This is a genomic window from Mesorhizobium sp. P2_F8, from assembly GCF_056403655.1.
The window spans coordinates 523087-547239 of record NZ_JBFUFB010000002.1; the positions used below are offsets into that span (position 1 = coordinate 523087).

The 24153-nt window shown below is 64.9% G+C and carries 25 protein-coding genes; 15 read left to right on the plus strand and 10 right to left on the minus strand.

The genetic code is table 11. From position 1 onward, the window contains the following. Positions 1-76: 76 nt before the first annotated feature. From AC1DZP_RS06210 to AC1DZP_RS06230, 5 genes are read right to left on the minus strand one after another with little or no spacing between them, the layout of a single operon-like run. Positions 77-505, minus strand: a complete 429-nt coding sequence (locus AC1DZP_RS06210) for a DUF4440 domain-containing protein (protein WP_095080910.1) — start codon at positions 503-505, stop codon at positions 77-79. Then, positions 502-1557, minus strand: coding sequence for an aldo/keto reductase (locus tag AC1DZP_RS06215; RefSeq protein WP_477300869.1), 1056 nt, complete (start codon positions 1555-1557; stop codon positions 502-504). The genes AC1DZP_RS06210 and AC1DZP_RS06215 overlap by 4 nt, the downstream gene beginning before the upstream one ends. Then, on the minus strand, positions 1554-1907 hold the full coding sequence (locus AC1DZP_RS06220) for a TIGR04076 family protein (RefSeq protein WP_477225874.1): 354 nt from the start codon (positions 1905-1907) through the stop codon (positions 1554-1556). Before AC1DZP_RS06220 ends, AC1DZP_RS06215 begins: the two co-directional genes overlap by 4 nt. Beyond that, positions 1908-2390: a DUF3830 family protein gene (locus tag AC1DZP_RS06225; RefSeq protein ID WP_477300871.1), complete on the minus strand. Its 483-nt coding sequence runs from the start codon at positions 2388-2390 to the stop codon at positions 1908-1910. It abuts the gene before it with no gap. Further along, a complete protein-coding gene (locus AC1DZP_RS06230; RefSeq protein WP_095081116.1) occupies positions 2387-3121 on the minus strand; it encodes a GntR family transcriptional regulator in 735 nt (244 codons plus the stop codon). The genes AC1DZP_RS06225 and AC1DZP_RS06230 overlap by 4 nt, the downstream gene beginning before the upstream one ends. 127 nt (positions 3122-3248) lie before the next feature. Between AC1DZP_RS06230 and AC1DZP_RS06235 the strand changes: the two genes are divergently transcribed. The 5 genes from AC1DZP_RS06235 to AC1DZP_RS06255 are packed head-to-tail and all read left to right on the plus strand — an operon-like array spanning position 3249 to position 7999. Further along, positions 3249-4049 (plus strand): ABC transporter ATP-binding protein, encoded by an 801-nt coding sequence (locus AC1DZP_RS06235; RefSeq protein ID WP_477300873.1) that lies wholly within the window; start codon positions 3249-3251, stop codon positions 4047-4049. Continuing rightward, a complete protein-coding gene (locus AC1DZP_RS06240) occupies positions 4046-4813 on the plus strand; it encodes a branched-chain amino acid ABC transporter ATP-binding protein (protein ID WP_477300874.1) in 768 nt (255 codons plus the stop codon). Before AC1DZP_RS06235 ends, AC1DZP_RS06240 begins: the two co-directional genes overlap by 4 nt. After that, complete coding sequence (locus AC1DZP_RS06245; RefSeq protein ID WP_477300876.1) at positions 4810-5718, plus strand: branched-chain amino acid ABC transporter permease; 909 nt, start codon at positions 4810-4812, stop codon at positions 5716-5718. Before AC1DZP_RS06240 ends, AC1DZP_RS06245 begins: the two co-directional genes overlap by 4 nt. Beyond that, on the plus strand, positions 5715-6647 hold the full coding sequence (locus AC1DZP_RS06250) for a branched-chain amino acid ABC transporter permease (protein ID WP_477301164.1): 933 nt from the start codon (positions 5715-5717) through the stop codon (positions 6645-6647). Before AC1DZP_RS06245 ends, AC1DZP_RS06250 begins: the two co-directional genes overlap by 4 nt. Positions 6648-6694: 47 nt before the next feature. After that, entirely contained in the window at positions 6695-7999 is a 1305-nt protein-coding gene (locus tag AC1DZP_RS06255; RefSeq protein ID WP_477300878.1) for an NAD(P)/FAD-dependent oxidoreductase, read from the plus strand. Positions 8000-8007: 8 nt separating this feature from the next. Here AC1DZP_RS06255 and AC1DZP_RS06260 read toward each other — a convergent pair whose 3' ends face one another. Genes AC1DZP_RS06260 through AC1DZP_RS06275 form a run of 4 tightly spaced genes read right to left on the minus strand, consistent with a single transcriptional unit; the run spans position 8008 to position 12354 of the window. Beyond that, complete coding sequence (locus tag AC1DZP_RS06260) at positions 8008-8664, minus strand: GntR family transcriptional regulator (protein WP_477300880.1); 657 nt, start codon at positions 8662-8664, stop codon at positions 8008-8010. 16 nt (positions 8665-8680) lie between these two features. Further along, entirely contained in the window at positions 8681-9997 is a 1317-nt protein-coding gene (locus AC1DZP_RS06265; RefSeq protein ID WP_477300882.1) for an aspartate aminotransferase family protein, read from the minus strand. Further along, the gene (locus tag AC1DZP_RS06270) at positions 9998-11056 is read right to left on the minus strand and encodes a phosphotransferase (protein WP_477300884.1); all 1059 of its coding nucleotides are present in this window, start codon (positions 11054-11056) and stop codon (positions 9998-10000) included. Continuing rightward, complete coding sequence (locus tag AC1DZP_RS06275; protein ID WP_477300886.1) at positions 11053-12354, minus strand: ArgE/DapE family deacylase; 1302 nt, start codon at positions 12352-12354, stop codon at positions 11053-11055. Before AC1DZP_RS06275 ends, AC1DZP_RS06270 begins: the two co-directional genes overlap by 4 nt. A 177-nt stretch (positions 12355-12531) precedes the next feature. Between AC1DZP_RS06275 and AC1DZP_RS06280 the strand changes: the two genes are divergently transcribed. The 8 genes from AC1DZP_RS06280 to AC1DZP_RS06315 all read left to right on the plus strand — a co-directional run bounded on the left by AC1DZP_RS06280 (position 12532) and on the right by AC1DZP_RS06315 (position 21620). Next, positions 12532-13200, plus strand: a complete 669-nt coding sequence (locus AC1DZP_RS06280; RefSeq protein WP_477300888.1) for a GNAT family N-acetyltransferase — start codon at positions 12532-12534, stop codon at positions 13198-13200. Continuing rightward, positions 13201-15915: a winged helix-turn-helix domain-containing protein gene (locus AC1DZP_RS06285; protein ID WP_477300890.1), complete on the plus strand. Its 2715-nt coding sequence runs from the start codon at positions 13201-13203 to the stop codon at positions 15913-15915. A gap of 83 nt (positions 15916-15998) precedes the next feature. Next, positions 15999-17120: a class II histone deacetylase gene (locus tag AC1DZP_RS06290; protein ID WP_477300892.1), complete on the plus strand. Its 1122-nt coding sequence runs from the start codon at positions 15999-16001 to the stop codon at positions 17118-17120. A gap of 4 nt (positions 17121-17124) precedes the next feature. Next, on the plus strand, positions 17125-17982 hold the full coding sequence (gene urtB / locus AC1DZP_RS06295; RefSeq protein ID WP_477300894.1) for an urea ABC transporter permease subunit UrtB: 858 nt from the start codon (positions 17125-17127) through the stop codon (positions 17980-17982). After that, positions 17979-18965 (plus strand): branched-chain amino acid ABC transporter permease, encoded by a 987-nt coding sequence (locus AC1DZP_RS06300; RefSeq protein WP_477300896.1) that lies wholly within the window; start codon positions 17979-17981, stop codon positions 18963-18965. Before urtB ends, AC1DZP_RS06300 begins: the two co-directional genes overlap by 4 nt. Continuing rightward, positions 18962-19666, plus strand: a complete 705-nt coding sequence (locus AC1DZP_RS06305) for an ATP-binding cassette domain-containing protein (protein ID WP_095080870.1) — start codon at positions 18962-18964, stop codon at positions 19664-19666. The genes AC1DZP_RS06300 and AC1DZP_RS06305 overlap by 4 nt, the downstream gene beginning before the upstream one ends. Positions 19667-19668: 2 nt before the next feature. Further along, complete coding sequence (locus tag AC1DZP_RS06310; RefSeq protein ID WP_477300898.1) at positions 19669-20370, plus strand: ABC transporter ATP-binding protein; 702 nt, start codon at positions 19669-19671, stop codon at positions 20368-20370. An 80-nt stretch (positions 20371-20450) separates the two neighbouring features. Then, a complete protein-coding gene (locus AC1DZP_RS06315; protein ID WP_477225859.1) occupies positions 20451-21620 on the plus strand; it encodes a substrate-binding protein in 1170 nt (389 codons plus the stop codon). 72 nt (positions 21621-21692) lie between these two features. Here the strand turns inward: AC1DZP_RS06315 and AC1DZP_RS06320 are convergent, their stop codons facing one another. Beyond that, positions 21693-22595 (minus strand): LysR family transcriptional regulator, encoded by a 903-nt coding sequence (locus AC1DZP_RS06320; protein ID WP_477300900.1) that lies wholly within the window; start codon positions 22593-22595, stop codon positions 21693-21695. A 101-nt stretch (positions 22596-22696) separates the two neighbouring features. Here AC1DZP_RS06320 and AC1DZP_RS06325 point away from each other — a divergent pair, with 101 nt between their 5' ends. Both AC1DZP_RS06325 and AC1DZP_RS06330 read left to right on the plus strand, forming a co-directional pair. Next, on the plus strand, positions 22697-23686 hold the full coding sequence (locus AC1DZP_RS06325) for a zinc-dependent alcohol dehydrogenase family protein (protein WP_477300902.1): 990 nt from the start codon (positions 22697-22699) through the stop codon (positions 23684-23686). 166 nt (positions 23687-23852) lie between these two features. Beyond that, a complete protein-coding gene (locus tag AC1DZP_RS06330) occupies positions 23853-24152 on the plus strand; it encodes a TFIIB-type zinc ribbon-containing protein (RefSeq protein WP_477301166.1) in 300 nt (99 codons plus the stop codon). Position 24153 lies beyond the last annotated feature (1 nt).

Below are 24153 nucleotides of genomic sequence, written 5' to 3' on the forward strand. Positions count from 1 at the left end.
CTGGATTACATGTGTCTTTGTCTGCGCATCGGATTAACCCAAAAACCGCTTCGCACTCTATGTCCGATGCTCCTGTTCAGCGTTCCGGCACCTGCAGCCAGGTTTCATGCAGATGTCGCCATAGGACGCCATTGGGCGCCGATGAACTGGTGGTGAAGACGGCGCTCGACTGGCGGCGGCTGTGCTTGCCACCGCGCAGTTGCGCCTCGACGTAGAAAACGACGATTGTCTCGGCATCCTGCCAGCCCGGCCGGATGTCCTCGATCGAAATGGCGAAACCGTCGTCACACGTGGCGCGGCTGGTGCGGACATGGCCGACGACCGCGTCGCGATCGAGAATCTGGCCGTCCGGTGCGACCATGGCGAAGCCGTCGCCCATGACGCGCTCGAAGCGGCTGAAGTCCGCTTTATTGGCGCGCGCCGCAACGAACCAGTCGACGAAAAAGCGATGCAGGTCGACGATCTCGGCGCTGGCGCGTGAAAACAGGGAGGGCTCGCCGCTCATTGCTTCCCCGCATTGAGGTTGTAGTGCATGATCGAACCGTGGCGGCCGTGGCGGTCGCGCTCCAGCGTGTAGACATCACCCTCGAGGCCGGTGCCTTGCGCGATGACGGCGGCAATCCGCGCCCGGTCCTCGGCATCGAGCGTGACGTTCATGATGCCGGCGTTGGCAAGCGCATGTGCCTGGTTGCGAGCACCGACGATGACAGCCGCCACGTGCGGCTGCTCCAGCACCCAGGCGCTGGCGATGGTGGCGATGTCGACGCCGTGGCGGTCGCCGACTGCCTTCAGCGCCTGAAGCAACTGCTGGAACAGGTCCCAGCCGCCAAAGTCATCGATGATCAGCTTGTATTTGACCAGCGAGCGGTTTTCGAGCGGGGTGGCCGGCTCGGCCACGCCTAGCCATTTGTTACTGAGGAAGCCGCCGGCGACGGAGCCGTAGCAGAGGAAGCTGACGCCGTTTTTCGCGGCGAGTGCGGCAAGGCTGTTGCCCGGCCTCTGGTCGAGCACGGAATATTGCAGCTGCTGGCTGACCAGCGGGATGCCGGCGGCGAGGATTTCGGCCAGCCGCGGCGTGTCGAAATTCGTGGTGCCGAGGTTGCGCACCTTGCCCTCAAGCCGAAGCTCGTTGAGCCAGCCCATCGCCTCGACGTAACGCGGCTGCGCATAGTCCCACCAGTGGAACTGCACGAGATCGAGCCGCTCGGTCTTCAGCCGCCGCAGCGACTGGTCGACGATACGCCTGATGTAGTCGCGGCTGATGCCGGCCAGCCGTTCGAGGTCGGGCACCAGCTTGGTGTGCACCTTCATCCTGGCGGCGACATCGAGGCCGCGCTCGCTGGCCAGCCGCAGGCGCGCCGCACCGATCAGCTCCTCGACGCCGGTGTAGATGTCGGCGCAATCATAGGTCCAGATGCCGGCATCGAAGGTGGCGATCAGATCGGTCACCGCCTGCTGGCGGTCGATGGCGCCGTGGCCGCCGGCCAGTTGCCAGCCGCCGCGGATGACGCGCGAGATGGTGTAGCCGGAGCCGAGTTCGAAAGTTTGGGTACTCATTTGTCGTCTCCCCGCTTCGGCAGCGGCACGGCCGTGGTCTCGGCATGGCTGAACCGCCGCTTGGCCAGCCTGACGATCCTCAGCCGACTGGCGCAATTGGGATCGGGACAGGCGATCTCGGCGTCCGAGGTCATCCAGTCGTTCGGGTGGGTCGGGCGCTGCTTGGCTGCCAGCAACGGCAACACGGCCGATATCGAATAGATCGAAAAGCCCTGGCCAGCCGGCATCGACAGCATCTCGCCCTTGAGCTCGAAATAGTCGCCGGCCTTGGCGCCGCAATAGATCGGTTTGCCCTCCGGGATGACCGCCTCGACGCGAAGATCAAAGAGCTCGAAACTGTCGTCGGCCATTCAGTCCTCCACCAGGCTGAAGGTGACGTCGCAGGCGCCATTGCGGCGGATGACGCCGCAAGCGGCGGCGAACCGATCGCGCTCTTCGGCGCGCACTTGCGCCACCACGCTGCCGGCGAGCCAGCCGATCGGGAACAGCAGGCGCGCGCCCTGCCCGTAGTAGAGCCCGATGTCGAAGATCGCATCGGGACTGCCGCCCCACATGCGCGGCGGCACATAGGACAGCACGACGTCGCCCGGCTGCGGCGTCAGCGTCGCGTTCTCGGCCGGCAGAGGCCTGGCATAGGGCTGGCCCTCGAGATCGGCAGCGGGAACCGGACAGGAGATTTCCGGCCCCGTCCACATCGCATGGATGCCCGGGACGACGCGTGGCGTGCCGAGATATGCCTTGAGGAAAGCAGCGTTTTCCGGCGCTTTTTGCGGCAGCAACAGCGCCGTCACGGAAAGCTGCGAGCGTGGCTCGGTGATCCTGATGGCGGTCATGTCTGGTCTTTCGCGGCGGCGGATTGCAGCTTGCTGCGCAGGAAGGTGAAGGGCCGGCTGATGTCGGCGGCCAGCGACTCGCGCGCGGCTTGTGCATCCTGGGTGGCCAGTGCCGTGACGATGCGGCGGTGATACTGGGCGGTGTCGACCTCGCCGGCTTCCGAGAAGGCGTAGATGGCGACACGAATGCAGGGGCCCGATTGCAGCCACAGGCTTTCGATCATCGGGATCAGCACGGCCGAGCCGCAGGAGCGATAGATCTCGAAATGAAAGCTCTGGTTGAGCGTCACTTCGCGATCGACATCCTTCTTGTGTTTCAGAGCCCGCATCTCGTCCCATTCGCCGAGAATAGTCTCGATGGTGGCGATCTGGCGCGGCCCCATGCGGGCGGCGGCCAGCGCGATGGCCTCACCCTCGATCAGAATGCGGGCACGCAAGAGATCGTCAAGGCGCTCCAACGTGATTGGCGGCACCCGCACCGAACGGTTGGGCAGCGCCTCCAACGCCTTTTCGGTGATCAGCCGGCCGAGCGCCTCGCGCACCGGCATGGTCGAGGTGACCAGCGCGTCGGCCAGACCACGTATGGTCAGCACCTGGCTTGGCTCGAACAGACCGCCGATCAGGGCACGGCGCAATTCCGAATAGACGCGATCCTGCACGGTCTCGCGGCCGACCGGCGCCAGCTGGGCCGCGATGGCCTCGTTGTTCTTTTCGATGGCAGCCTTTTGCATGGAATTCCGTTCTCGGCCGGTTTTCGGCTTGCGGACGAAATTAAAGCCGAATAGCGTGATCAAAGCAAGTGTGATCACAAATCAAAAATCAGGAGGCGACAACGATCGTCTTCGGCCAGAGGGTTTGATGAGCGAGGCAGCGGAACAGCAGGGACAAGAGACCCATGCGCCGGTTCTGACGGCAAGGAACGTCGTCAGGCGGTTCGGCGGCCTCGTCGCCGTCAACGATGTCTCGTTTGACGTCAGGGCGGGAGAAATCCTCGGCTTGATTGGGCCGAACGGCGCCGGCAAGACGACGATGTTCGATCTGCTTGCCGGCAGCATCCTGCCGACCAGCGGCGATATCCTGCTCAACGGTGCGCGCGTTTCGGGTGAAGCCGCGCATCTGCGCATCGGTCGCGGCCTTGGCCGCACCTTCCAGATCCCGCGCCCGTTGCCCAATCTGACGCTGATCGAAAACATCATGCTGGCGGCGCAGGGTCAGGCCGGCGAAAAGCTGCTTGCCAACTTCGTCGCGCCATGGCGGGTGGCGGCGCAGGAGAAAGCCGCAAGGACCAAGGCGCTCGAACTGCTGGATCTGGTCACCCTCACCCACCTCGCGCATGAACCGGCGCGCGTGTTGTCCGGCGGTCAGCGCAAGCTGCTCGAACTCGCCCGCGTCATGATGGCCGATCCGGCGATCATCCTGCTCGACGAGCCGGCGGCCGGCGTCAACGCAACGCTGCTCGAAGTCATCATCGACCGCATCCGCGATATCAACGCGCGCGGCATCACCTTCCTGCTGATCGAGCACAACATCGACATGGTGACGCGGCTCTGCCATCGCGTCCTCGTCATGGCGAGCGGCCAGTTGCTCAGCGAAGGCACGGCGGAAGAGGTCGCCAGCGACCCGCGCGTTATCGAGGCTTATCTCGGAGGCGCGGCATGAGCGAGACGGTCCTCGATGTCCGCAATCTCGAGGCTGGCTACGAGCCCGGCGTGCCGATCGTGCGCGGCGCCTCGATCACCGTTAGCAAGGGCGAGATCGTCGTCGTGCTCGGCCCCAATGGCGCCGGCAAGTCGAGCTTCATCAAGGCGATCGCCGGCCTTGTCCCGATCAGTGGCGGCACGGTGTTTCTGGACGGCAAAGACATAACCGCCGCACCGGCGCACACCATGGTGCGGCTTGGCTTGGCCTTCGTGCCGCAGACCGAAAACATCTTCCCGCTGATGTCGGTCGAGGACAATCTGAAGGTCGCCTGCGGCATTCTCGAGCGGCGCGAAATCCCTGCTCGCATCGACGAAATGTATGCAGCCTTCCCCGACCTCGTCCGCCAGCGGCGGACCGCCTCCGGCAATCTCTCGGGTGGGCAACGGCAGATGCTCGCCGTCGCGCGGGCGCTGATTGTCCACCCCAAAGTGCTGGTGCTCGATGAGCCGTCGGCCGGCCTGTCGCCGAAATTCGTGTCGATGTTGTTCGAGATGCTGGCCGGCATCCGCAAATCCGGTGTCACCATCCTTTTGGTCGAACAGAACGCCAAGGCAGCACTGGCCATCGGCGACCGCGCCTATGTGCTGGTCGAAGGCAAAGACCGCCACGAAGGCATTGCTTCCGAACTGTGGAACGACCCGGTCGTCGCCGAACTCTATCTTGGCCAGCGCCCCCTCAAGGCAGAGAAAACGCCGCACGCCGGGAAAGGAGGCGCGGCATGAGCCTGCAATTCATCGTCGACGGGCTTTTGACCGGCTCGATGATCGGCCTTGGCGCCATTGGCGTGACGCTCACCTATTCGATCCTGCGCTTTTCGAACTTCGCCCATGGCGACTTCATGGCCTGGGGCACCTATGCGACGCTGGCCGTCGTCAGCGCCATCGGCGCGACATTCGGCAAGGTGGCGCCGATCGGACCACTGTCCTTCGGCTGGCCGCTGATCGTCGCACTGATCATCGGCATGGCCTTCACCGCTTTGCTGGCGCTGCTGCTCGACAAGGTTTTGTTTGCGCGGCTGCGATCGCAAGGCCAGGCGATCATCGTGGTGATGGCGAGCTTCGGCGCCTCGATGGCGCTCAGAAGCCTGCTCGAATTCACCTTCACCTCGCGGCCGACCTATTTCAGCCGGGCGATCCAGATCGCCATGCCGGTCGGCTTCGGCATTCGCATCACGCCCGACCAGATTGCTCTCTTGCTGCTGACCGCCGTGCTGGTGCTCGGCGTGCATCTGTTGATGACGCGCACGCAGACCGGCCGCTCAATGCAGGCGCTCAGCCAGAATGCGGCACTGGCCCGCATCGTCGGCATCGATGTCACCAGCGTGGTGCGCGTGACCTGGATCATTGGCGGTGCGCTGGCCTGTGTCGCCGGCGTGATGATCGGCATTCTGGTACAGATCCGCCCGTTCATGGGCTTCGACATGCTGCTGCCGATGTTCGCCGCCGCCATTCTCGGCGGTATCGGCAGCATCCCGGGTGCGGTGCTCGGCGGCCTGATCATTGGGCTCGCCGAAGCCGGCGCGGTGCAGCTGATCGGCGCCGAATGGCGTGCGGCCGTCTCCTTCATCATCCTGATGGCGGTGCTGTTCGTGCGACCAATCGGCCTGTTCGGTGTGAGGGAACGCTGATGGATCTGCTCGGCTACGGCGCCTTCTTCCTGACCACCGCTCTGATCTTTTCGCTGGTCACGCTGGGGCTCAACTTGCAATGGGGGCTGACCGGGCTGTTCAATGTCGGCCTCGCCGGCTTCGTCGCCATCGGTGCCTATACCTCGGCGCTGCTGACCACACCTGACGATGCTGCGCGACTGGGTGGCTTCGGCCTGCCGATCCTTGTCGGTTGGCTCGGCGCCATGGCCGTCGGTGGCATCGCTGCGGCACTGACCGGCATGGCCACGCTGCGGCTGAGATCCGACTATCTGGCGATCACCACATTCGGCGTCGCCGTCGTCGTGCAGTTGGTCGCGCTCAACGCGCAGGGATTGACCGGCGGCCCGTTCGGCATCGGCTTCATCCCGCGTCCCTTCGGCAGCCTTGCGGAGACACCGCTACTGTTCAACCTCTCCAACCTTGCCGTCGTCTCGGCGGTTACGCTGGTCGCCTATCTCGCCCTGGAGCACCTGTCACGCAGCCCGTGGGGTCGCGTCTTGAAGGCGCTGCGCGAGGACGAACGGGCGGCGATCTCGTTGGGCAAGAGCGCGCGCTTCTATCGCGTCCAGGCCTTTGCCGTCGGTGGCGCCATCATGGCGCTGGCCGGCGCGCTGCAGGCGCATTTCACCGGCTTCATCGCGCCGGACAATTACCTGCCGATCCTGACCTTCCAGGTCTGGGTGATGCTGATCGTCGGCGGCTCGGGCAGCAATGTCGGCGCTGTCGTCGGCAGCATCCTGGTCTGGGCGATATGGGCTGGATCGGGCACGTTGACCAGCGTGCTGTTCCCGCCCGAACAGCAGGCCCGCGCCGCCGCGCTGCAGATCGCCGCCATCGGCGTCATGCTCTGTGTCATCCTGCTGATCCGGCCGAATGGCCTGTTCGGCGACCGGGCGCGGCGGCCATGATTCGGCAAGCGGGCGAAGATGGTTGCCGGCAAGAGCAGTTGCGGATCATGAATGCCGCGGTCCGGCAGGAAGCGCACGACGTTTCGCTCTGGCATGCCGTCAGCCACAATCGTCGCGGCCGGCCGGCGCTGCAAGGCGGGCTCGATGTCGACCTCGCCATCGTCGGCGGTGGCTTTTCCGGCCTCTCGACCGCGCTACACGCCGCCGGGAAAGGTCTGTCGGTCGCCGTTCTCGAAGCCGAAATAATCGCTTGGGGCGCGACCGGCAGGAATGCCGGCTTCGTCGTGCCGAACTTCGCCAAAATGGATCCGGACAACATCATCGGCCATCTCGGCCCCGAGCGTGGTGAACGGCTGATCGATTTTGCCGCCGGCAGCGCCGACCTGGTCTTCGGCCTGATCCGCCGACACGGCATCGACTGCGACGCCGTGCAGAGCGGATGGATCCAGCCGGCGCATTCCCCCGCCGCGTTCGAGAAGGTCAAATCACGCGCCGGGCAATGGGCGCAGCGCGGCCGGCCTGCCGTTGCCTTGGACCGGCAGAGCGTCGAGGCACTGACCGGCGCGCGCGGCTATGTCGGCGGCTGGATGGATCGTTCTGGCGGCGTGCTCAATCCGGTGGACTACGCACGTGGGCTGGCCGATGCGGCCGAGAAGGCCGGCGCACGCATCTTCGAGCATACGCGCGTCACCGCGCTCGATCGCACGACGGATTGCTGGGTGTTGAAAACGCCAGAGGGCTCGGTACGCGCCGGCAAGGTGCTGATCGCCACCAACGCTTATGGTGGGGCGCTCAATCCGTTGCTGCAACGAACCTATTTTCCGCTCAAGGTTTTCCAGATCGCCACCGTGCCGCTGCCCCGCGAAATTCGGACGCGTCTCCTGCCCGGCGGGCAAGGCGTCGGCGACACCAGGCGCAATCTCTTCACCTTCCGCTTCGACGCCGAGAACCGGCTGATCAGCGGCGGCATGCATATCCTGGGCGCCGGAGCCGATGCGCGCGTGCCGCAGACGATCCGGCGACGGCTCGCCAGGCATCTTGAATTGCCTAACCTGCCGCCCCTTGCCTATAGCTGGTCGGGAACGGCCGCGGTCGAGCCGGACTTCCTGCCGCACCTCATGGACCTCGGGCCGGGGCTCATTGCCGGTCGCGCCTGCAACGGGCGGGGCATTGCCATGACGACGGCGATGGGCAAGGTGCTGGCCGACTGGGCGACTGGAACCGATGCCCGTGATCTGCCGCTGCCGTTTGCGCTGCCGGCGCCGATCCCGTTCCATGGCTTGTTGCGGCACGCACCCAACATGCTGCTCGGCTGGAGCATGCTGCGCGACCGGTTGGACGAAACGAGATAGGCGGACCGTCACCTGGCCGCGTCAAGGTTTGACGACAGAACAGCGGCTGCCATGGCGATGTCTTGTTCGATAAAGGTTCGGACGGCGGGCCCGCTGCGCTGCTCCAGCGCGGCGACGATCTTGCGGTGCGCGTCGTTCGACTGTGGCACGTAACGATCAGCCTGCATCAGCAGCTTGAGATACGGCCCTACCCGCCCCCAGAGGTCGCGGATCATATTCAGAAGGATCGGCGCGCCGGCATGCTGGTAGATGGCGAAGTGGAAGGCCTCGTTCAACGTGAGATAGCCCTTGGCGTCGCCCGCCTCGATGGCGTGCTGCATGCCGGCGAGCGTAGCGTGGATATCGACCAGCCCACTTTCGGTCATCCGCGATGCGGCCATCTCGCCCGCCAGACCCTCGACGGCGATGCGGATGCGCGTCAGTTCCTCGAAGGCGGGGGCGGACAGCAAGGGCACGATAACCGAGCGGTTGTTCTGCATCTCGAGCAGCCGTTCGGCGACCAGCCTTTGCAGCGCCTCGCGGATCGGCGTGGTCGATATGCCGAACGTCTCGGCGAGCTTGCGGATGACCAGTGTCTGGCCCGGGCTGAAGCCGCCGGAAATCAATTCCTGCTTGAGCGCGCCATAGGCACGGTCGTTCAGGGTTTGATGTTCAAGCTTCAGCATGCGCGGCCCGCTCCGGTCACCAGTTCGACAGTGCGCGGTCGAGGGTCTCGGCCAGTTGCTCGGCATTGTCCCTGGCAAAGGGCAGCGGCGGTCTGATCTTGAGCACATTGCCGCGCGGACCGCAGGAGGAGATCAGCACGCCGTCCTCGCGCATGGCCTCGACGACTGCCGATGTCTTGCTGGCGGCCAAGGCCTCGTTGCCCTCAGCCGTCAACTCGACACCGAAATAAAGGCCGTTTTGCCTGACGTCGGCGACCATGCCGTGCCGGCCCTTCAGCGAGCCCAGCAGATCAGCCGTATAGGCGCCGACCATGCGTGCATTCTCGATCAGCCCCTCGCCCTCAATCACCTCGAGAACGGCTATGCCGACGGCGGCCGCGACCGGGTTGCCGCCGAAGGTGTTGAAGTAACCGGTGTTCGAGCCGAAGGAGGCGACAAGCTGCGGCCGTACCATCACCGCGCCCATCGGATGCCCGTCGCCAATCGGCTTGCCCATCGTAACGATGTCAGGCTCGATGCCATAATTGGCGAAGCCCCACATGCCCTGGCCGAGCCGGCCGAAGCCGGACTGGACCTCATCGGCAATGACGATGCCGCCGGCTTTTTTGACGAGGCTTGCCGCCTCGCGCATCACCGCCGCATCGGGAAAGAAGATGCCGTCGCTGGAAAACGCCGAGTCGAGAAGCATTGCCGCGGGACGGACATTGCGCGCGCGCATGTCCTCGATGGCGGCGGCGACGTTTTTCGCGAAATCGCGCGCGGCGCGGCCATGATCGCGGAACGTGTCCGGCGCCGCGATAGTGCGGTGCGGCGCGGGCACCGCTTTCACCCCGACCGCGGCCGGCGACAATTGTGCGGTCGCGATCGTCGCGCCATGGTAGGCGAAGTCGGTGATGATCACCCCGGTGCCGCCGCTGGAATGCTGGGCGATGCGGATGGCAAGGTCGTTGGCCTCGCTGCCGGTGCAGGTGAACATGGCATGGCCGAGATGGGGCGGACAGGTGCCGAGCAATTTCTCGGCGTAATCAAGGATGATCTCGCTGAGATAGCGTGTGTGCGTGTTGAGCGTCGCTGCCTGCCCCGAAAGTGCCTCGACGACACGCGGGTGGCAGTGGCCGACCGAAGCGACATTGTTGTAGGCATCGAGGAATTTTCGACCCTGGGCATCGTAGAGCCAGACGCCGCTGCCGCGCACGAGATGGATCGGCTTGCGGTAGAAGGCGCGGTAAGTCGGGCCAAGCAGCCTGGCGCGTCGCTCGAGCAGGGCGTGCTCTTGTGCCGAAGCGCCGGCATCGGCAGAGGCATTAGCAGGCGAGGACTGGGACACGGGCATCTACTCCGGATTGGAATGGTCGAGAAAATAGCGGCGGGCATCAGCGGACGACAGCCCGTCCAGCCGTTCGAGCGAGGCCCAGACCTCGGTGGCGAGGCGCAGGACGTAGTCGCGCTTGGCCGGGAAGCGTTCGGCCTGCCAGCTGGCGATGTTGACGATGAGCGCAAGCCGGGCCCGGATCAAATCGACGAGGATGCCCAGCTCTTCGGTCTCGAGCGGTTGCACCGACCGGTAGCCGGCGACAAAGCGCGCGGCCGGCACCAGCGGATGACCTTCGGCCGGCCAGCGATAGACGGCGCCGATGGCGAGATCGCAGATCAGCGGAGCATGGATCATGTCGCCAAAGTCGAGGATGCCGCTCACGACCTCCGGCCGCGACGCATCCATCACCACATTGTAGGAGTTCATGTCGTTGTGGACGATCTGGGCGCGCAGTTTCGGGATGACCGGCGCCGCATGTTCCTCGAAAGCGTCGATCGCACGCTCGACCATGGCCCGCCGACCTTCGTCGGTGATATGCGACAGCATCGGCCGCGTCTTGGCCACCTTGCGGATATCCCAAAGCAGGTCGCTGCCGGCAGCCGGGTGGAAGAACCCGCGCAGCGCGCGGCCAAGGCGGGCGAGGAAGATGCCAAGATTGCGATCTTGTGCCGGTGATGCAGGCGACCGCGACAGCAACTGGCCGGGCAGATAGGTGACCAGCCGGACGATGCGTGGCGCCGATCCACCGACGCTGACCGTGAATTGCGCCTCTCCTTGCAGGCTTTTGCACACCGAGGGAACCGGAAAGGTCGGGTCGACCGCAAGGATGTGATCGAGTGCCTTGTTCTGGAAGTCGGTGAAGCCCGCTTCTTCTGCCGGATGGGAGATTTTCAGGACGAACTCGCCATCACCGTCCGTCTGGATGTGGAAATTGTGGTCGCGCTCACCAGGCAACGGACGCGCGGTGCCGCTCACGCCGTAGTGCCGGCGCAGAATGGCAAGCGCGTCGGCCGTCGAAACGTCCGGCGCGTCCTCAGCCAGTGTGTCCCCGAAAGCATCGGGCACTGCCGCGTTCATGGCCCGGCCTCTGGATCGACGGGCTCAAGGCCGCACCAGTCGGCGATGAACAGCGCGATGGTCTGGGTGACCTTGCGCACCGCGTCCAGGTCGACGGCCTCGTCATAGCCATGCGGCATGCGGCAGATCGGGCCGTAGACGATCGCCGGCGTGTCGGCATAGAGGCCAAAGAAGCGCGCATCGGTGGTCGCCGAGGTGACATGTTCCGTAAGCGGCTCGCCCCAGACAGCGGTATGGCTGCGGCGCAGCACGGCTTCCATCTCGTCGGCCCCTTGCAGCACATAGCCCTCGGCCATGAAGCCGTTGTAGCTCATCTTGGGCGGGCGGTTGGCCAGGAACGGATCGGCGCGGGCCGCATCGGCGATGCACGCCTCAAGCTCTGCTCTGGCATCCTCGAGCTTCTGGCCGGGATAGGTCGCGACCCGCATCTCGAAAACACAGCGCGCCGGAACGCTCGACGTCCATTCGCCGCCTTCGATCTTGCCGAGATTGAAGCGGATCGGGTGCGGATGGTCGCAAAAATGCGGATCATCGACCTTGCGGCCGTTCCAGACGATTTCGAGCTGCTTCAGCGCCTGGATGATCACGAATGCCTTTTCGATGGCATTGGCGCCGGCCGAAAAAGCGCCCGACGCGTGCTGCGGATCGCCGTCGACCTCGACCCTGAACCAGATCGGCCCGACCTGCGCCCGCATCAGCCTCGGCTCCAACGGCTCGGGGATGAAGGCGGCATCGGCGCGGTAGCCGCGCTGCAGGCAGGCGAGTGCACCATTGCCGGTGCACTCTTCCTCGACGACCGACTGCAGGAACAATTTCGCGGCCGGTTGATAGCCGAGGCTGCGCAATGCGGTCAGCGCGTAAAGACAGGCGGACAGGCCAGCCTTCATATCACCGGCGCCGCGGCCATGCATCCAGCCGTCCTCGACCACCGGATCGTAGGGATCGCGCGCCCAGCGGTCGAGTGGTCCCGTCGGCACGACATCGATATGGCCGTTGAGGATCAGCGAGCGACCGGTCGCGTTTCTCGGCGTATGGGTAGCAACGACATTGAAGGCATCGTCATAAGAAACCGCCACGGGTGAAAAACCCGGCAGATCGCGAATCGCGTTGACATCGACGCGCCACATGTCAACCGCATAGCCGTCGGCCTCATAGGCAGCCGCCATGAACGACTGCGCGGCATGCTCCTCGCCGCGTTGGGAGGGAAAGCGTACGAGATCGGCCAGGAACGCGACCTGTCGCGCGAAGCCGTCATCGACCGCGCTGAGAATGGCCTCGTCCGCAATCCGCTCAGGCATTGTATTTCACTTTCATTTGGATGGTGTATCATATCTCATATGCCATTCTCATGAAATGCAAGAGGCAGTGGCGCCAAAATCCGATCCAGGCCAGCCGCTCTTGTCAGACCATTCGCGGGTGTTGGCATCAGCGGCGGTAAGCCGATACTGCTATCGGCAGAGATGAAGAGGAATGCGTTGATCCCCGAAGACACGATGCCGGCCGAAATCACCGATCTCGCCATTGGCTACCGGCGCCTGCCGGCGGGCAAGCTCGCCAATGCGGTGACATGGATGGAGGCGCGCGCGCCGCGGCCCGACCTCGCGCAACCCTTGGCCATGACCCGGATCACCACCCCCGACTGCGCGTCCTATCGGGCGATCTTCCTCGAGATCGGCGCCCCCTGGCTGTGGGACCGCGTGTCTGAAATGTCCGACGCCGAGATAACGGAGCACTTCGCCGATCCGCGTCAGCATCTCTACTACGGCCATGATGAAGGCGGCATGCATCTCGGCATGGTCGAATTCTTCGTCGCCGACAGCAACGAGATCGAGATCACCTATTTCGGCCTGTTCCCGTCCCTGACCGGCCGCGGTTTCGGCAAACGTCTGATGGCCGGTGCGCTCGAGCAGGCATGGCGCCTGAAACCAAGCCGCGTCTGGCTGCATACAAGCAGCTTCGATCATCACAGCGTCATAGGCTTCTACGGCGCCTGTGGATTTGTGCCGTTCGCGTCCGGTTTTGAGATCGTCGACGATCCCCGGATAAAGGGCACCTTGCCGCGCAATGCCGCGCCACAAATTCCGCTGATCGAAGCGGAGTGGAACAGCTGCGGTTCGGAAAACCGACAGGTTGCGCGAGCCTAGATGAGAACAGCTCCGCAACCCACCCCGCACGCGTCGCCGCATCACCGCCGATGGGTCCGTCGCGAGACCATCCTGTCGACGCTGAAGCACCACATCGACACGCGCATCGTGCTCTTCGCCGCGCCGGCCGGCTTCGGCAAGTCGACGACGATGGCGCAATGGGCTGCGGAAGCGGCGCGCCTCGGCCGGCTGACTGCGTGGCTGTCCTGCGAGGCAACAGACAATGATGAGGGTGCCTTCCTGTCGCATCTGGTGGGCGGGCTGCGCCACCTCGTACAGAGCCCGGCGGAGCTCGACCTTGCCTTCCAGTCGAGCCCGATCCCGCAGCTTGACGTCGTGCTCGCCGCGCTGGTGGCGGGATTGGCGGCGCGCGAGGCCGACATCACCTTGTTCTTCGACGACTATCACGCCATCGAGGCGCCAGCGGTCAAGCGGTTCATGGAACGCTTGACCCGACAGGCGCCGGCCAATGTCGCCTTCGTCATCGGCTCGCGCACCCTGCCCGACCTGCAGCTCGGCAAGCTTAGGGTGCTGGGCGACGTCTGCGAAATCGGCCCCGACGATTTGCGCTTCGCCTCCTCCGAAGCCGAGGCCTTCTTCAACGAGAAGCTCGGTTTGAGCGTCAGCAGCGGCACTGTGGAGACCTTGTGTTCGCGCACCGAAGGATGGGCCGCCGGCCTGCAGCTCGCCTCACTGTCGCTCAGTGCCGCGCATGCGCCCGAAACCGTCATCGGCAATTTCACCGGCGCCAACCGCAACGTCGCCGATTTCCTGATGGGGGAAGTGTTTCTCGAACTGCCGCCGGCGATCGCGAAGTTCCTGCTCTACAGCTCTATCTTCGAACGCTTCAGCGCGGAGGCCTGCCGGGCGGTGATGCGGGCGGCGGATGCCGAGGCGGCGATCACCGAGATCGAGACGCGCAACCTGTTCCTGGTGCCGCTCGACGAGGAGCGGCGCTGGTTCCGCTATCATCATCTGTTCCGCGACTTCCTCAGCCGCGAGATGGAACGGCGCGAACCGGAGATGATCGCGCCGCTGCATTTGGCGGCCGCCGAATGGTTCGGCGAACGCAAGATGCTGACCGAGGCGATCGGCCACGCGCTCGCCGCCGGCGACCAGGCCCGCGCGGCGGTGTTCGTCGAGAACAACGCGCTCGACCTCATCGCCCAGTGCCAGCTTCTCTATGTGCGCCAATTGCTGGCGCTGTTGCCCAAAAAGCTGATCGACCAGCGCATCCGTCTGCAGCTTGTCGTGCTGTGGCTGGCGGTGCACAGCAGCCAACCCGAGCTTGCCCAACAGACGCTGAACAATGCGCGCAAGCTGGTCGAAACCGGGCCGGCCGACGGCAAGGATCCCGGCACGTTGACCGGCACCACGATCGATGCGGAACTGGTGGTGCTCGCCGCCGCCGTCCACAGCACGCTGGAGCAGTTCGAGCAGGCGCGCGACACCGCACTGGCGGCCCTGCGCGTCATTGCGCCCGACGCCTGGTTCATGGAGGGCGCTACCGCCAACGTCATCGGCTACAATCTCTATGCACTGGGCGACCTCGACGGTGCACGCGCGGCGGTGGACGCGGCGCGCAAGGCGCATGAGCGAAGCGGCAGCCTGCTCGGCGTCACCATCGCCAATTGCTACATGGCCGTCATCGAACGCTCGGCCGGCCGCCTGCCCGTCGCCGAACGGCTCCTGCGCGATGCAATCGCCGAGGCAAGGGCGCGGATCGGTCCTAATTCTTATGCCGAAGCGCTGGCGGGCACGCTGCTTGCCGAACTTGCCTATGAGACCAATGCGTCGAGCGAAGCGCTGACCTTGGTCGAGAATCTCGGGCCGCTGATCGAGGGAGCGGCGGTCATCGTCTATCCGCTCGCCAGCGTTCCGACCTATGCCCGCGTGCTGCAACTGACCGGCCGCGCGGAGGCCGCACTCGATATGCTGGAGCGGGTCTACCAGCGCGTGCGCGGCTCCGTGTATCGTCGTCTCGCTTCGGTGCTTGTGCATGATCGCGTTAGGCTGCTGCTCGACCAGAACCGCGGCGCCGAGGCGCGCGCCCTGCTGAACGAGCATCGCCGCGGACGGGCCGAAACCACTCCCACCGTCGCCAATGAATTCGAGTTCTTCGCCGAAGGCAGACTGCTGACCGCGGAGAAATCCTATGTCGATGCGGCGCGGGTCTTCGACGCGCTGTTGGAGCGCACGAGGGACAGCGGGCGCATGCGCCGCCATATCCTGGCGCTGATCCAGCGCGCCAAGAGCGCCGGCCAAGACCAACGCGAGGCCGATCGCTATCTGCTCGAAGCGCTGCGCCTTGCCCACCCCTCTGGCTTCATCCGCTCCTTCGTCGATGAGGGAAGGCCCGTTGTCGAAGGGTTGATGCGGCTGCGTGCGGCCCAGGCAAAGACCGATCCGGCACTCTCAGCCTATGCCACGCGCATCATCGATGCCGCGCAGACGATGCCTGTGGCGACGCGCAGGCCGGCCCCGCCAGCCGTAGAGAAGGAACACCTCACCCAGCGCGAGGCCGAGCTGCTGCGCTGCCTGACGGAAGGCATGTCCAACCGCGATATCGCGCTTGCGCTGTCGGTCAGCGAAACCACGGTGAAGTGGCATCTGAAGAACATTTTCGGCAAGCTGGCGGTGAGCAACCGGGTCCAGGCCGTGCGCGCCGCGCAAGGGTCGGCAAGCCTCCAAACCCCTCCGAAAGGAGGGGCATAGATAACGGGCACAACCCCTCTTTCGGGTCGGGCCATGCCACCGCAAGCCTGTTAGCGTCACCCGGTTTTTAGAGGACGCTGCGGATGGCGACAGGTTATGTTTTTCACGAACAGCTGATGTGGCATGATACCGGCTCCAGCGCCGACATGATGCCTCCCGGCCGTTTCGTGGAACCCGGCCGACATCTGGAATCGCCCGGCTCGAAACGTCGGCTGAACAATTTGATCCAGGTCAGCGGTCTGTCGCGCCACCTCGTGCCGATCATTCCCGAGCCGGTTTCGATCGAGGATCTGCTGCGCGTGCATACCCAACGCCACGTCGACGATATCCGCATGCTCAGCGAACGGGGTTCCGGCTTCGCCGGACCGCAGGCGCCGATCGGGCTCAACAGTTTTGACATCGCCCTGCTGTCGGCCGGTACCACCTATGCCGCCATGCGCGCCGTGCTGACCGGCCGGGTCGACAATGCCTATGCGCTGGCGCGGCCGCCAGGGCACCATGCCGAGCCCGACCAGGCGTTGGGCAACTGCCTGTTCTCCAACATCGGCGTGTCCGTGCGCCGGCTACAGCATGAAGGGCTGCTTGGCCGCGCAGCGGTGGTCGACTGGGACGTGCATCACGGCAACGGCACAGAGACGGTGTTCTATTCCGACCCATCGGTGCTGACCATTTCCGTGCACCAGGACAATCTCTATCCGACCGGGCGCGGTGCACTGGCCGACAACGGCAAGGATGCCGGCGAAGGCTACAACATCAACATTCCGCTGCCGGCGGGCAGCGGCACCGGCGCCTATGAATCGACCTTCGACCGCGTCATCGCCCCTGCCCTGCGCGCCTACAAGCCGGACCTCGTCATCGTCGCTTCCGGCTTCGACGCATCGGGTTTCGACCCGCTCGGCCGCATGATGCTCAACAGCGAGTGCTTCCGGCGCCTTGCCGCACGCATGGTGGCGCTGGCCGCCGAGACATCGAACGGACGCCTGATGATGAGCCATGAAGGCGGCTATTCGGAAGGCTATGTACCGTTCTGCGGCCATGCCGTCATCGAGACGCTGGCCAACCATCGCACCGAAGTGGTCGACCCGCTGTCGGACCATATCGATGAATGGGCAGGCCAGGAATTGCAGCCGCATCAGGCTGAAGTGATCGATACCGCCGAAGGACTGCTTGCCGGCCTGCGCCAACGCCTCGCCAGTGCGGCCTGACGCGATGGATTTTGTCGTCACCACGCTCCTCAATGCACTGACGCTGATCAGCATCCTGATGCTGGTCGGGCTCGGCCTGGCGATCAGCTTCGGCCTGATGAACGTGACCAACCTCGCGCATGGCGAGTTCGTCACCGTCGGGGCCTTCGCGGTCTATTTCGTCCAGAGCATCGGCGGTTCGTTCTGGCTTGGGCTGGCCGCCGCACCGATCGCCGGCGCGGTTGTCGGCTGCATCCTCGAGTTCGCCATCATCCGCCATCTCTATTCGCGGCCGGTCTCGACGGTGCTCGCCACCTGGGGCGTCAGCTTGATCCTGCAACAAGGGCTGGAACTGACCTTCGGTCTCGGCGCCAAGCCGGTGACGCCGCCGATCGAAGGCACGCTCGATCTCTTCTTCACCGTCTATCCGGCCTACCGGCTGATCCTGATCACTATTGCCGCGCTGACGCTGCTCGGAGTCGTGCTGCTGATCAGCCGGACATCGTTCGGCCTCGACATCCGCACCGTCATCCAGAACCGCGAGATGGCCGAGGGCGTCGGCATCAACACGCGGCGCACCTATGCAATCGCCTTCACCTTCGGCGCGGCCATCGCGGGGCTCGCCGGCGGACTGGTCGCGCCGCTGGCGATCGTGCTGCCGCAGATGGGAGTGAACTATCTCGCCAACGCCTTCTTCGTCGTCATCGTCGGCGGCGTCGGTTCGATCGGTGGCCTTGTCGCCGGCAGCGTCTTCGTCGGCGGCCTGACGAGTATCCTGAACTACCAGATATCGCCATCGCTGGCGCAAGCGATCGTGCTGCTCGCGGCCATCGTCGCCGTACGGCTGCGGCCCAACGGCCTGTTCAACGGGGCATCGCGATGATCACCCGGGACCGCAACTGGCTGCTGATCTTCGCCGTCTGCGTGGCGCTCGCCATCATCTATCCGTTCATTGCCGATGGCTATCAGCTGACGGTGATCCGCGACGCACTGATCTTCGGCCTGTTCGCGGCGAGCCTCGACTTCTTCTGGGGTCGCACCGGCATTCTGTGTTTCGGCCACGCCGCCTTTTTCGGCATTGGCGGCTACATCATGGCGCTGGTCACGCTCAACGACGCGATCCCCTTCGCCAGCCTGCTTGGCATCATGGGCGCGGTGGCCGGCGCGGCCGTCGTCGCCGCCATCATCGGCTATTTCCTGTTCTTCGGCGGCATCCGTGGCAGCTATTTCACCATCGTCACGCTGGCCATGGGCGTCATCTGCCAGCAGGCCGCGGTCTCCTGGAGTTCGGTCACCGGCGGCGACAGCGGTTTGATCGGCATCCCGCCGATCGAGTTCGATATAGGCGGGCTGCATGTCGATCTCAGCCAGGACCTGCCGAGCTACATCTTCGTCGCAGCCATCGTCGCGGTGGCCGTGCTCACCCTGTGGTCGATCAGCCGCGGGCGCTGGGGCACGGTGCTCACCGCCATCCAGGACAATGAAGTCAGGGCGGCCGCGCTTGGCCACAACGCGCCCTTGCGGCTGCTCGTCACCTTCGTCCTGTCGGCGGCCATCGCCGGACTTGCCGGCGCCCTTTATGTCTGCATGGCCGGGCTGGTGGCGCCGGACCTTTCGGGACTGCTTTTGTCGACGGAAGTCATCGTCTGGGTGGCGGTCGGCGGGCGCGGCACGCTGCTCGGTCCGGTGCTCGGTGCCATCTTCATCCAGCGGGCGCAGCAGACGATCAGCAGCTTCAACCCGAGCCTGTGGCCGCTGCTGCTCGGCTGCGTCTTCGTCGTGATCGTCTTCGTCTTGCCGGACGGCATCCTGTCGATCTACGCGCGGCTGAAAGTCTTGTTCAAAGGCCGGAGGCGCGCGCAATGAGCGATGTCCTGCTCCAGGCCGAAAATGTCGGCATCCGCTTTGGCGGCCTGCAGGCGCTGGAAGCGCTTGATCTCACCGTGCGCGACAAGGAGCTTTGCTGCATCATCGGGCCGAATGGCGCCGGCAAGAGCACCTTCCTCAACGTACTGACCGGTACGCTGCGCCCGACCAGCGGCAGTGTGCGCTTCCTCGGCCGCGATATCGCCGGCCTGCCGCTGCACCGCATCGCCCGGCTCGGCATCGCCCGCAAGTTCCAGATCCCGTCGGTCTTCCCCAGCCTGTCGGTTGAGGACAATCTGAAGGTCGCGCGGTGGGGGGCGCCCTCACCTGTCCGCCCGGTCGCTGAATTGCTGGAACTGGTCGCGCTCGGCAATCGTGCCGCCACGCTGGCCGGCGAACTCGCGCACGGCCAGAAGCAATGGCTGGAGATCGGCATGGCGCTGGCGATCGAGCCAAGGCTGCTGCTGCTCGACGAGCCGACCGCGGGCATGACGCCGCAGGAGACGCTGGCGACGGCGGAGATGCTGCTGCGGCTCAAGGGCGAATTCTCGATCGTCGCGGTCGAACATGACATCCGCTTCGTGCGAGCGCTGAACTGCGAAACGCTGGTGCTGCATCAGGGGCGCCGGCTGCGCAGCGGTCCTTTCCATGACATCGAGACCGACGAGATGGTCCGCGACGTCTATCTGGGGAGGCGCTGACGATGCTGCGGACAATGGCGATCTCGGCCGGCTACGGCCTGCTCCCGGTGTTGAACGGCATCGACCTCAGCGTCGCGCCGGGCGAGGTCGTCGGCCTGCTCGGCCGCAACGGCGCCGGCAAGACGACGCTGCTGCGCGTCATCGCCGGAGCCTTGCGGGCGAGCGGCGGCGCCATGCTTCTCGGCGATCAGGACCTCACCAATGCGCCGGCCTTCCGCCGCGCGCGGGCGGGCATCGCGCATGTCCCGCAGGGACGCGGCATCTTCAACCAGCTGACCGTGCGGCAGAACCTGGACGTCGGCACACGCGCCGCCAAGGGGCGCGGCGACGGCGGCATTCCGGCCGATATCTTCGGCTATTTCCCGATCCTGCGTGAACGCGAGGCGCAGGTTGCCGGCACGCTCTCGGGTGGCCAGCAGCAGATGCTGGCGATCGGCCGCGCGCTGTGCGGCCTGCCGTCTGTGCTGCTGCTCGACGAACCCTCGGAAGGCATCCAGCCGAACATCGTGCAGTCGATTGCCGAGCTGGTGCCGCGCATCGCGCGCGAGCGCGGCATCGCGATCGTTCTCGTCGAGCAGAATCTCGATCTCGTTCTCAAGGCGGCGGACCGCTGCCTGGTGATGGAAAAAGGCAGGATCGTGCATGAAGGCGCGCCGGAGGCGTTCGCCGACGAGACGCTGCTCAAGGATCTGTTGGCTCTCTAGGCGCGCTTAAAGCGCGCCCAGGATTTGTTGGCTTTGTAAGGCGTGCATGGGGCGCGCCTGGACTGGAAGGGAACACAAAAATGATAAGCAGAAGAACTGTTCTGAAATCGGGCGGCGCCGCGGCCGCCTTCGCCATGGTCGGCGCGCCGTCGATCCTGCGCGCCGCCGACACCGTCAAGGTCGGCCTGTCGATCCCGATCACCGGATTGCAGGCGATCCTCGGCGAGACACTGCTCAATTGCTACAAGCTGGCGGCTGCCGAACTCAACGCCGCCAACGGCATTGGCGGCCGCCAGGTCGAATTGTTCATCGAGGACAACCAGACCACGACCAAGGGCGCGATCGACAAGGCACGCAAGCTCATCAACGAAGACAAGGTCGACGTGATCATGGGCACCATCATCTCGCCCGAGCGCAGTGCGACGCTGTCCGTCACCTCGAAGGCCAAGAAGCTCTTCTTCTACCCGACCAATTTCGAAGGCGGCGAATGCAACCGCTACTTCGTCGCCACCGGCCCGATCCCGATGCAGCAGGTCGACCCGATGATGCCCTGGGTGGCCGAGAACCTCGGCAAGACGATCTATGTCATGGCCTCCGACTATGCCTGGCCGCAGAAGATGACCGAGGCGATCACGGCGGCCTACGAGAAGGCCGGCGGCAAGATCATCGGCGCAGACTACTATCCGTTCGGCACCACGGATTTCGGTCCGGCATTCCAGAAGATCAAGTCGCTGAAGCCCGATGTCGTCTGGTCGATGGTGGTCGGCAACGACGCCGTCACCCAGCTCAAGCAGTATCGCAGCTTCGACATCAAGCAGCCGCTGATCGCGCCGCTCGACGAGGTCTTCAACAAGGATGCGCTGCCGCCCGGCGTGGCGGCCGGAACCTACGCGCCGCAGCCCTACTGGATGGCGCTCGACAATCCGGTCAACAAGAAGTTCATCTCGAGCTTCCGCGAAAAGTTCGGCCAGGAGAAGATGGTCAACGGCATCGGCGAGGCCGGCTACAATGGGCTGCATCTCTACGCGCTGGCCGCCGAGAAGGCCGGATCGCTGAAGGACGACGATGTGCTGGCAGCATTGCCATCGATCGAGTTCGACGCACCGCAAGGCAAAATCCGCGTCGACGCCACCAACAACCACACGCTCTGCCATTCCTATGTCGGCAAGGCGGCGGCAGACGGCATCGGTTACGAGATCGCCAAGGATTTCGGCGTCATCGCGCCGGTGACGCCTTACTGCAAATTGTAGTGAATTAGCTGCGCGGCTCAGGCCACCTTGCGGTGCCTGAGCCGCGCAGACCTCCGACGGCGACGCCTGCGATCAGGCCATCGATTTCGGCAAAGCGGCCGCCAGTGCATCGACGGCCAGCCGTACCTTCAACGGCAGATGCGGCGTCTGCAGCCAAAGCGCGTGGCAGTCGTAGAGATATCGCGGCTGATCCGGCAGCAGCGCCACCAGCGCGCCGGCCTGAATGCGCTCGCGCACCAGCCAATAGGGCAACCAGGCGAGGCCCATGCCTTCGGCAGCGGCATCGGCGATGGCATCGAGATCGTCGAGCCGCAGTCGGCCGGCCGGTATGAACTCCTGTGCGGCTTGCCCCTCGCGCACGAACAGCCACGGCTGAACGACCTGGCCGAGCCGGCGGTAGACAATGGCCTGATGGTCGGCGAGATCCTCGATCCGACGCGGTTCGCCGTGGCGTTGGAGATAGGAGGGTGCCGCGCAGACGACCATGCCCTGGCGCGCGACACGACGCGCGATCACCCCTGCCTTGTCGTCCAGGGCGCCGGTGCGGATGGCGAGATCGAAGCCGTCCTCGGCAAGGTCGGCGAAGCGGTCGCTGAGGGACAGGTCGAGTTCCAGCATCGGATATTGCCGCGCCAGCCGCAGCAATATGGGTGTCACGCAGTGGCGGCCGAAATGCGCCGGCATGGTGACGCGCAGTTTGCCTCGCGGTTCGGAAAACTCGTCGGCGGCGAGCGCATCGGCGGCTTCGGCCTCGGCCAGCACGACCCGGCAGCGTTCATAATAGGCGCGTCCGAAGTCGGTCAGGCTCTGCCGGCGCGTGGTCCGGTTGAGCAGCCGCACACCCAGCCGTTCCTCAAGAAACCGGACATGCTTGCCGACCATCGGCCCGGACAGATCGAGCGCGACCGCCGCGGCCGCGAACGAGCCGAGGTCGACCGCCCTGACGAACACGGCCATGCTCTCAAGCCGATCCATATTCAGAACTCCTGGTTTCTACTGTTTTACCTTTATAGCCATTTATCGCCGAGAATCTTGCCTGCATAGCTCATTCGGTTCAGATGATTTGGAGTAACCGAATGGCACGTCTTGTTCGCTTCCACCAGCATGGTGGCCCCGAGGTCCTGCGTATCGAGGATGTCGAGCTTCCCGGACCGGGGCCGGGCGAAGTTCAAATCCGCGTCAAGGCGCTCGGCCTCAATCGCGCCGAGGCGCTGCTGCGCGCGGGTGCCTATATCGAAACGCCGACGCTGCCCTCGGGACTTGGCCTCGAAGCGGCGGGCATCATCGAGGCGGTGGGCGAAGGTGTGAAGGATTTTGCGCCGGGCGACAGCGTCAGCATCATCCCGCCGCAGTCGATGATCCGCTGGCCCGCCTATGGCGAGCTTGCCACCTATCCTGCCGGGCTCGTCGTCAAGCACCCGCCCTCGCTCGACTGGCCAATGGCGGCGGCGGTCTGGATGCAATACCTCACCGCCTATGGCGCGCTGATCGGTATCGCCGGGCTGCACAGCGGAGATTTCGTTGTCGTCACCGCGGCATCGAGCAGTGTCGGGCTTGCAGCGATCCAGATCGCCAACAGGGTTGGAGCGACCGCGATTGCGGTGACGCGGACAACGGCCAAGAGGCAGGCCCTACTTGACGCCGGCGCGGCCTATGTGGTGGCCTCTACGGAGGAGGATCTGGCCGCACGGCTCGATGAAATCGCCGCGCCGCAAGGCGTGCGCGTCGTGTTCGATGCGATCGGCGGCCCGATCTTCGAGCCGCTGACGGCGGCGATGTCGCGGGGTGGCATTCTCATCGAGTATGGTGGCCTCAGCCGCGAGCCGACGCCGTTCCCGTTGTTCGCCGTACTGGCCAAGACGCTCACGCTGCGCGGTTATCTCGTCCACGAGATCACCGGCAACCCGGCGAAGCTGGAAGCGGCCAAAGCGTTCATCCTCGAAGGCCTGGAGACCGGCGCGCTGAGGCCGATCATCGACAGAACTTTCCCGTTCGAGCAAATCGTCGAGGCGCATCGCTTCCTGGAATCGAACCGGCAGTTCGGAAAGATTGTGGTGACGGTTTGAGCAACAATCCCTTGAAGGCGCGCCTCTGCATTCCTAATTGCCTTGTGCGGGCCGGGCCCCTCTGACTGTCGCTTCCTTGGCGATTGTGATGTCGGACCGCTATAACGGGCCCGTTTCCATTCTTTTCGGTCAAGCGGGCTCATTCTTTTTTGGTTTGGAGCCCCTCATGACATCTTCCCTCCTTGGTTTGGTTTGCCCCTCCTGCCGCGTCGCGCTCGTGATGAGCGAACGCCAGGGGATCGAGATCGATTATTGTCCGCAGTGCCGAGGCGTCTGGCTTGATCGCGGCGAACTCGACAAGATCATCGAGCGTTCCAGCAAAGACGCCGCGCCTGTGCAGCAGCCACAGCCAGCAGCGTTCTCCCAGCCGCAACATGGCCAAGGGCGCGGTGACGACTATTCCCGCTCGCAGGGCCACCGCTATCCGAAGCGGAAGAAATCATTCTTCGAAGAGTTGTTCGACTGAC

What these genes read in the sequence shown, in the direction of transcription:
- AC1DZP_RS06315 (WP_477225859.1), top strand. Translation starts at nt 20,451, where the DNA reads ATGATAAGCAGAAGAACTGTTCTGAAATCGGGCGGCGCCGCGGCCGCC.
- urtB (WP_477300894.1), top strand. Translation starts at nt 17,125, where the DNA reads ATGGATTTTGTCGTCACCACGCTCCTCAATGCACTGACGCTGATCAGC.
- AC1DZP_RS06270 (WP_477300884.1), bottom strand. Translation starts at nt 11,056, where the DNA reads ATGAACGCGGCAGTGCCCGATGCTTTCGGGGACACACTGGCTGAGGAC.
- AC1DZP_RS06265 (WP_477300882.1), bottom strand. Translation starts at nt 9,997, where the DNA reads ATGCCCGTGTCCCAGTCCTCGCCTGCTAATGCCTCTGCCGATGCCGGC.
- AC1DZP_RS06230 (WP_095081116.1), bottom strand. Translation starts at nt 3,121, where the DNA reads ATGCAAAAGGCTGCCATCGAAAAGAACAACGAGGCCATCGCGGCCCAG.
- AC1DZP_RS06255 (WP_477300878.1), top strand. Translation starts at nt 6,695, where the DNA reads ATGAATGCCGCGGTCCGGCAGGAAGCGCACGACGTTTCGCTCTGGCAT.
- AC1DZP_RS06210 (WP_095080910.1), bottom strand. Translation starts at nt 505, where the DNA reads ATGAGCGGCGAGCCCTCCCTGTTTTCACGCGCCAGCGCCGAGATCGTC.
- AC1DZP_RS06305 (WP_095080870.1), top strand. Translation starts at nt 18,962, where the DNA reads ATGAGCGATGTCCTGCTCCAGGCCGAAAATGTCGGCATCCGCTTTGGC.
- AC1DZP_RS06325 (WP_477300902.1), top strand. Translation starts at nt 22,697, where the DNA reads ATGGCACGTCTTGTTCGCTTCCACCAGCATGGTGGCCCCGAGGTCCTG.
- AC1DZP_RS06320 (WP_477300900.1), bottom strand. Translation starts at nt 22,595, where the DNA reads ATGGATCGGCTTGAGAGCATGGCCGTGTTCGTCAGGGCGGTCGACCTC.
- AC1DZP_RS06290 (WP_477300892.1), top strand. Translation starts at nt 15,999, where the DNA reads ATGGCGACAGGTTATGTTTTTCACGAACAGCTGATGTGGCATGATACC.
- AC1DZP_RS06235 (WP_477300873.1), top strand. Translation starts at nt 3,249, where the DNA reads ATGAGCGAGGCAGCGGAACAGCAGGGACAAGAGACCCATGCGCCGGTT.
- AC1DZP_RS06310 (WP_477300898.1), top strand. Translation starts at nt 19,669, where the DNA reads ATGCTGCGGACAATGGCGATCTCGGCCGGCTACGGCCTGCTCCCGGTG.
- AC1DZP_RS06275 (WP_477300886.1), bottom strand. Translation starts at nt 12,354, where the DNA reads ATGCCTGAGCGGATTGCGGACGAGGCCATTCTCAGCGCGGTCGATGAC.
- AC1DZP_RS06245 (WP_477300876.1), top strand. Translation starts at nt 4,810, where the DNA reads ATGAGCCTGCAATTCATCGTCGACGGGCTTTTGACCGGCTCGATGATC.
- AC1DZP_RS06330 (WP_477301166.1), top strand. Translation starts at nt 23,853, where the DNA reads ATGACATCTTCCCTCCTTGGTTTGGTTTGCCCCTCCTGCCGCGTCGCG.
- AC1DZP_RS06225 (WP_477300871.1), bottom strand. Translation starts at nt 2,390, where the DNA reads ATGACCGCCATCAGGATCACCGAGCCACGCTCGCAGCTTTCCGTGACG.
- AC1DZP_RS06285 (WP_477300890.1), top strand. Translation starts at nt 13,201, where the DNA reads ATGAGAACAGCTCCGCAACCCACCCCGCACGCGTCGCCGCATCACCGC.
- AC1DZP_RS06300 (WP_477300896.1), top strand. Translation starts at nt 17,979, where the DNA reads ATGATCACCCGGGACCGCAACTGGCTGCTGATCTTCGCCGTCTGCGTG.
- AC1DZP_RS06260 (WP_477300880.1), bottom strand. Translation starts at nt 8,664, where the DNA reads ATGCTGAAGCTTGAACATCAAACCCTGAACGACCGTGCCTATGGCGCG.
- AC1DZP_RS06215 (WP_477300869.1), bottom strand. Translation starts at nt 1,557, where the DNA reads ATGAGTACCCAAACTTTCGAACTCGGCTCCGGCTACACCATCTCGCGC.
- AC1DZP_RS06240 (WP_477300874.1), top strand. Translation starts at nt 4,046, where the DNA reads ATGAGCGAGACGGTCCTCGATGTCCGCAATCTCGAGGCTGGCTACGAG.
- AC1DZP_RS06220 (WP_477225874.1), bottom strand. Translation starts at nt 1,907, where the DNA reads ATGGCCGACGACAGTTTCGAGCTCTTTGATCTTCGCGTCGAGGCGGTC.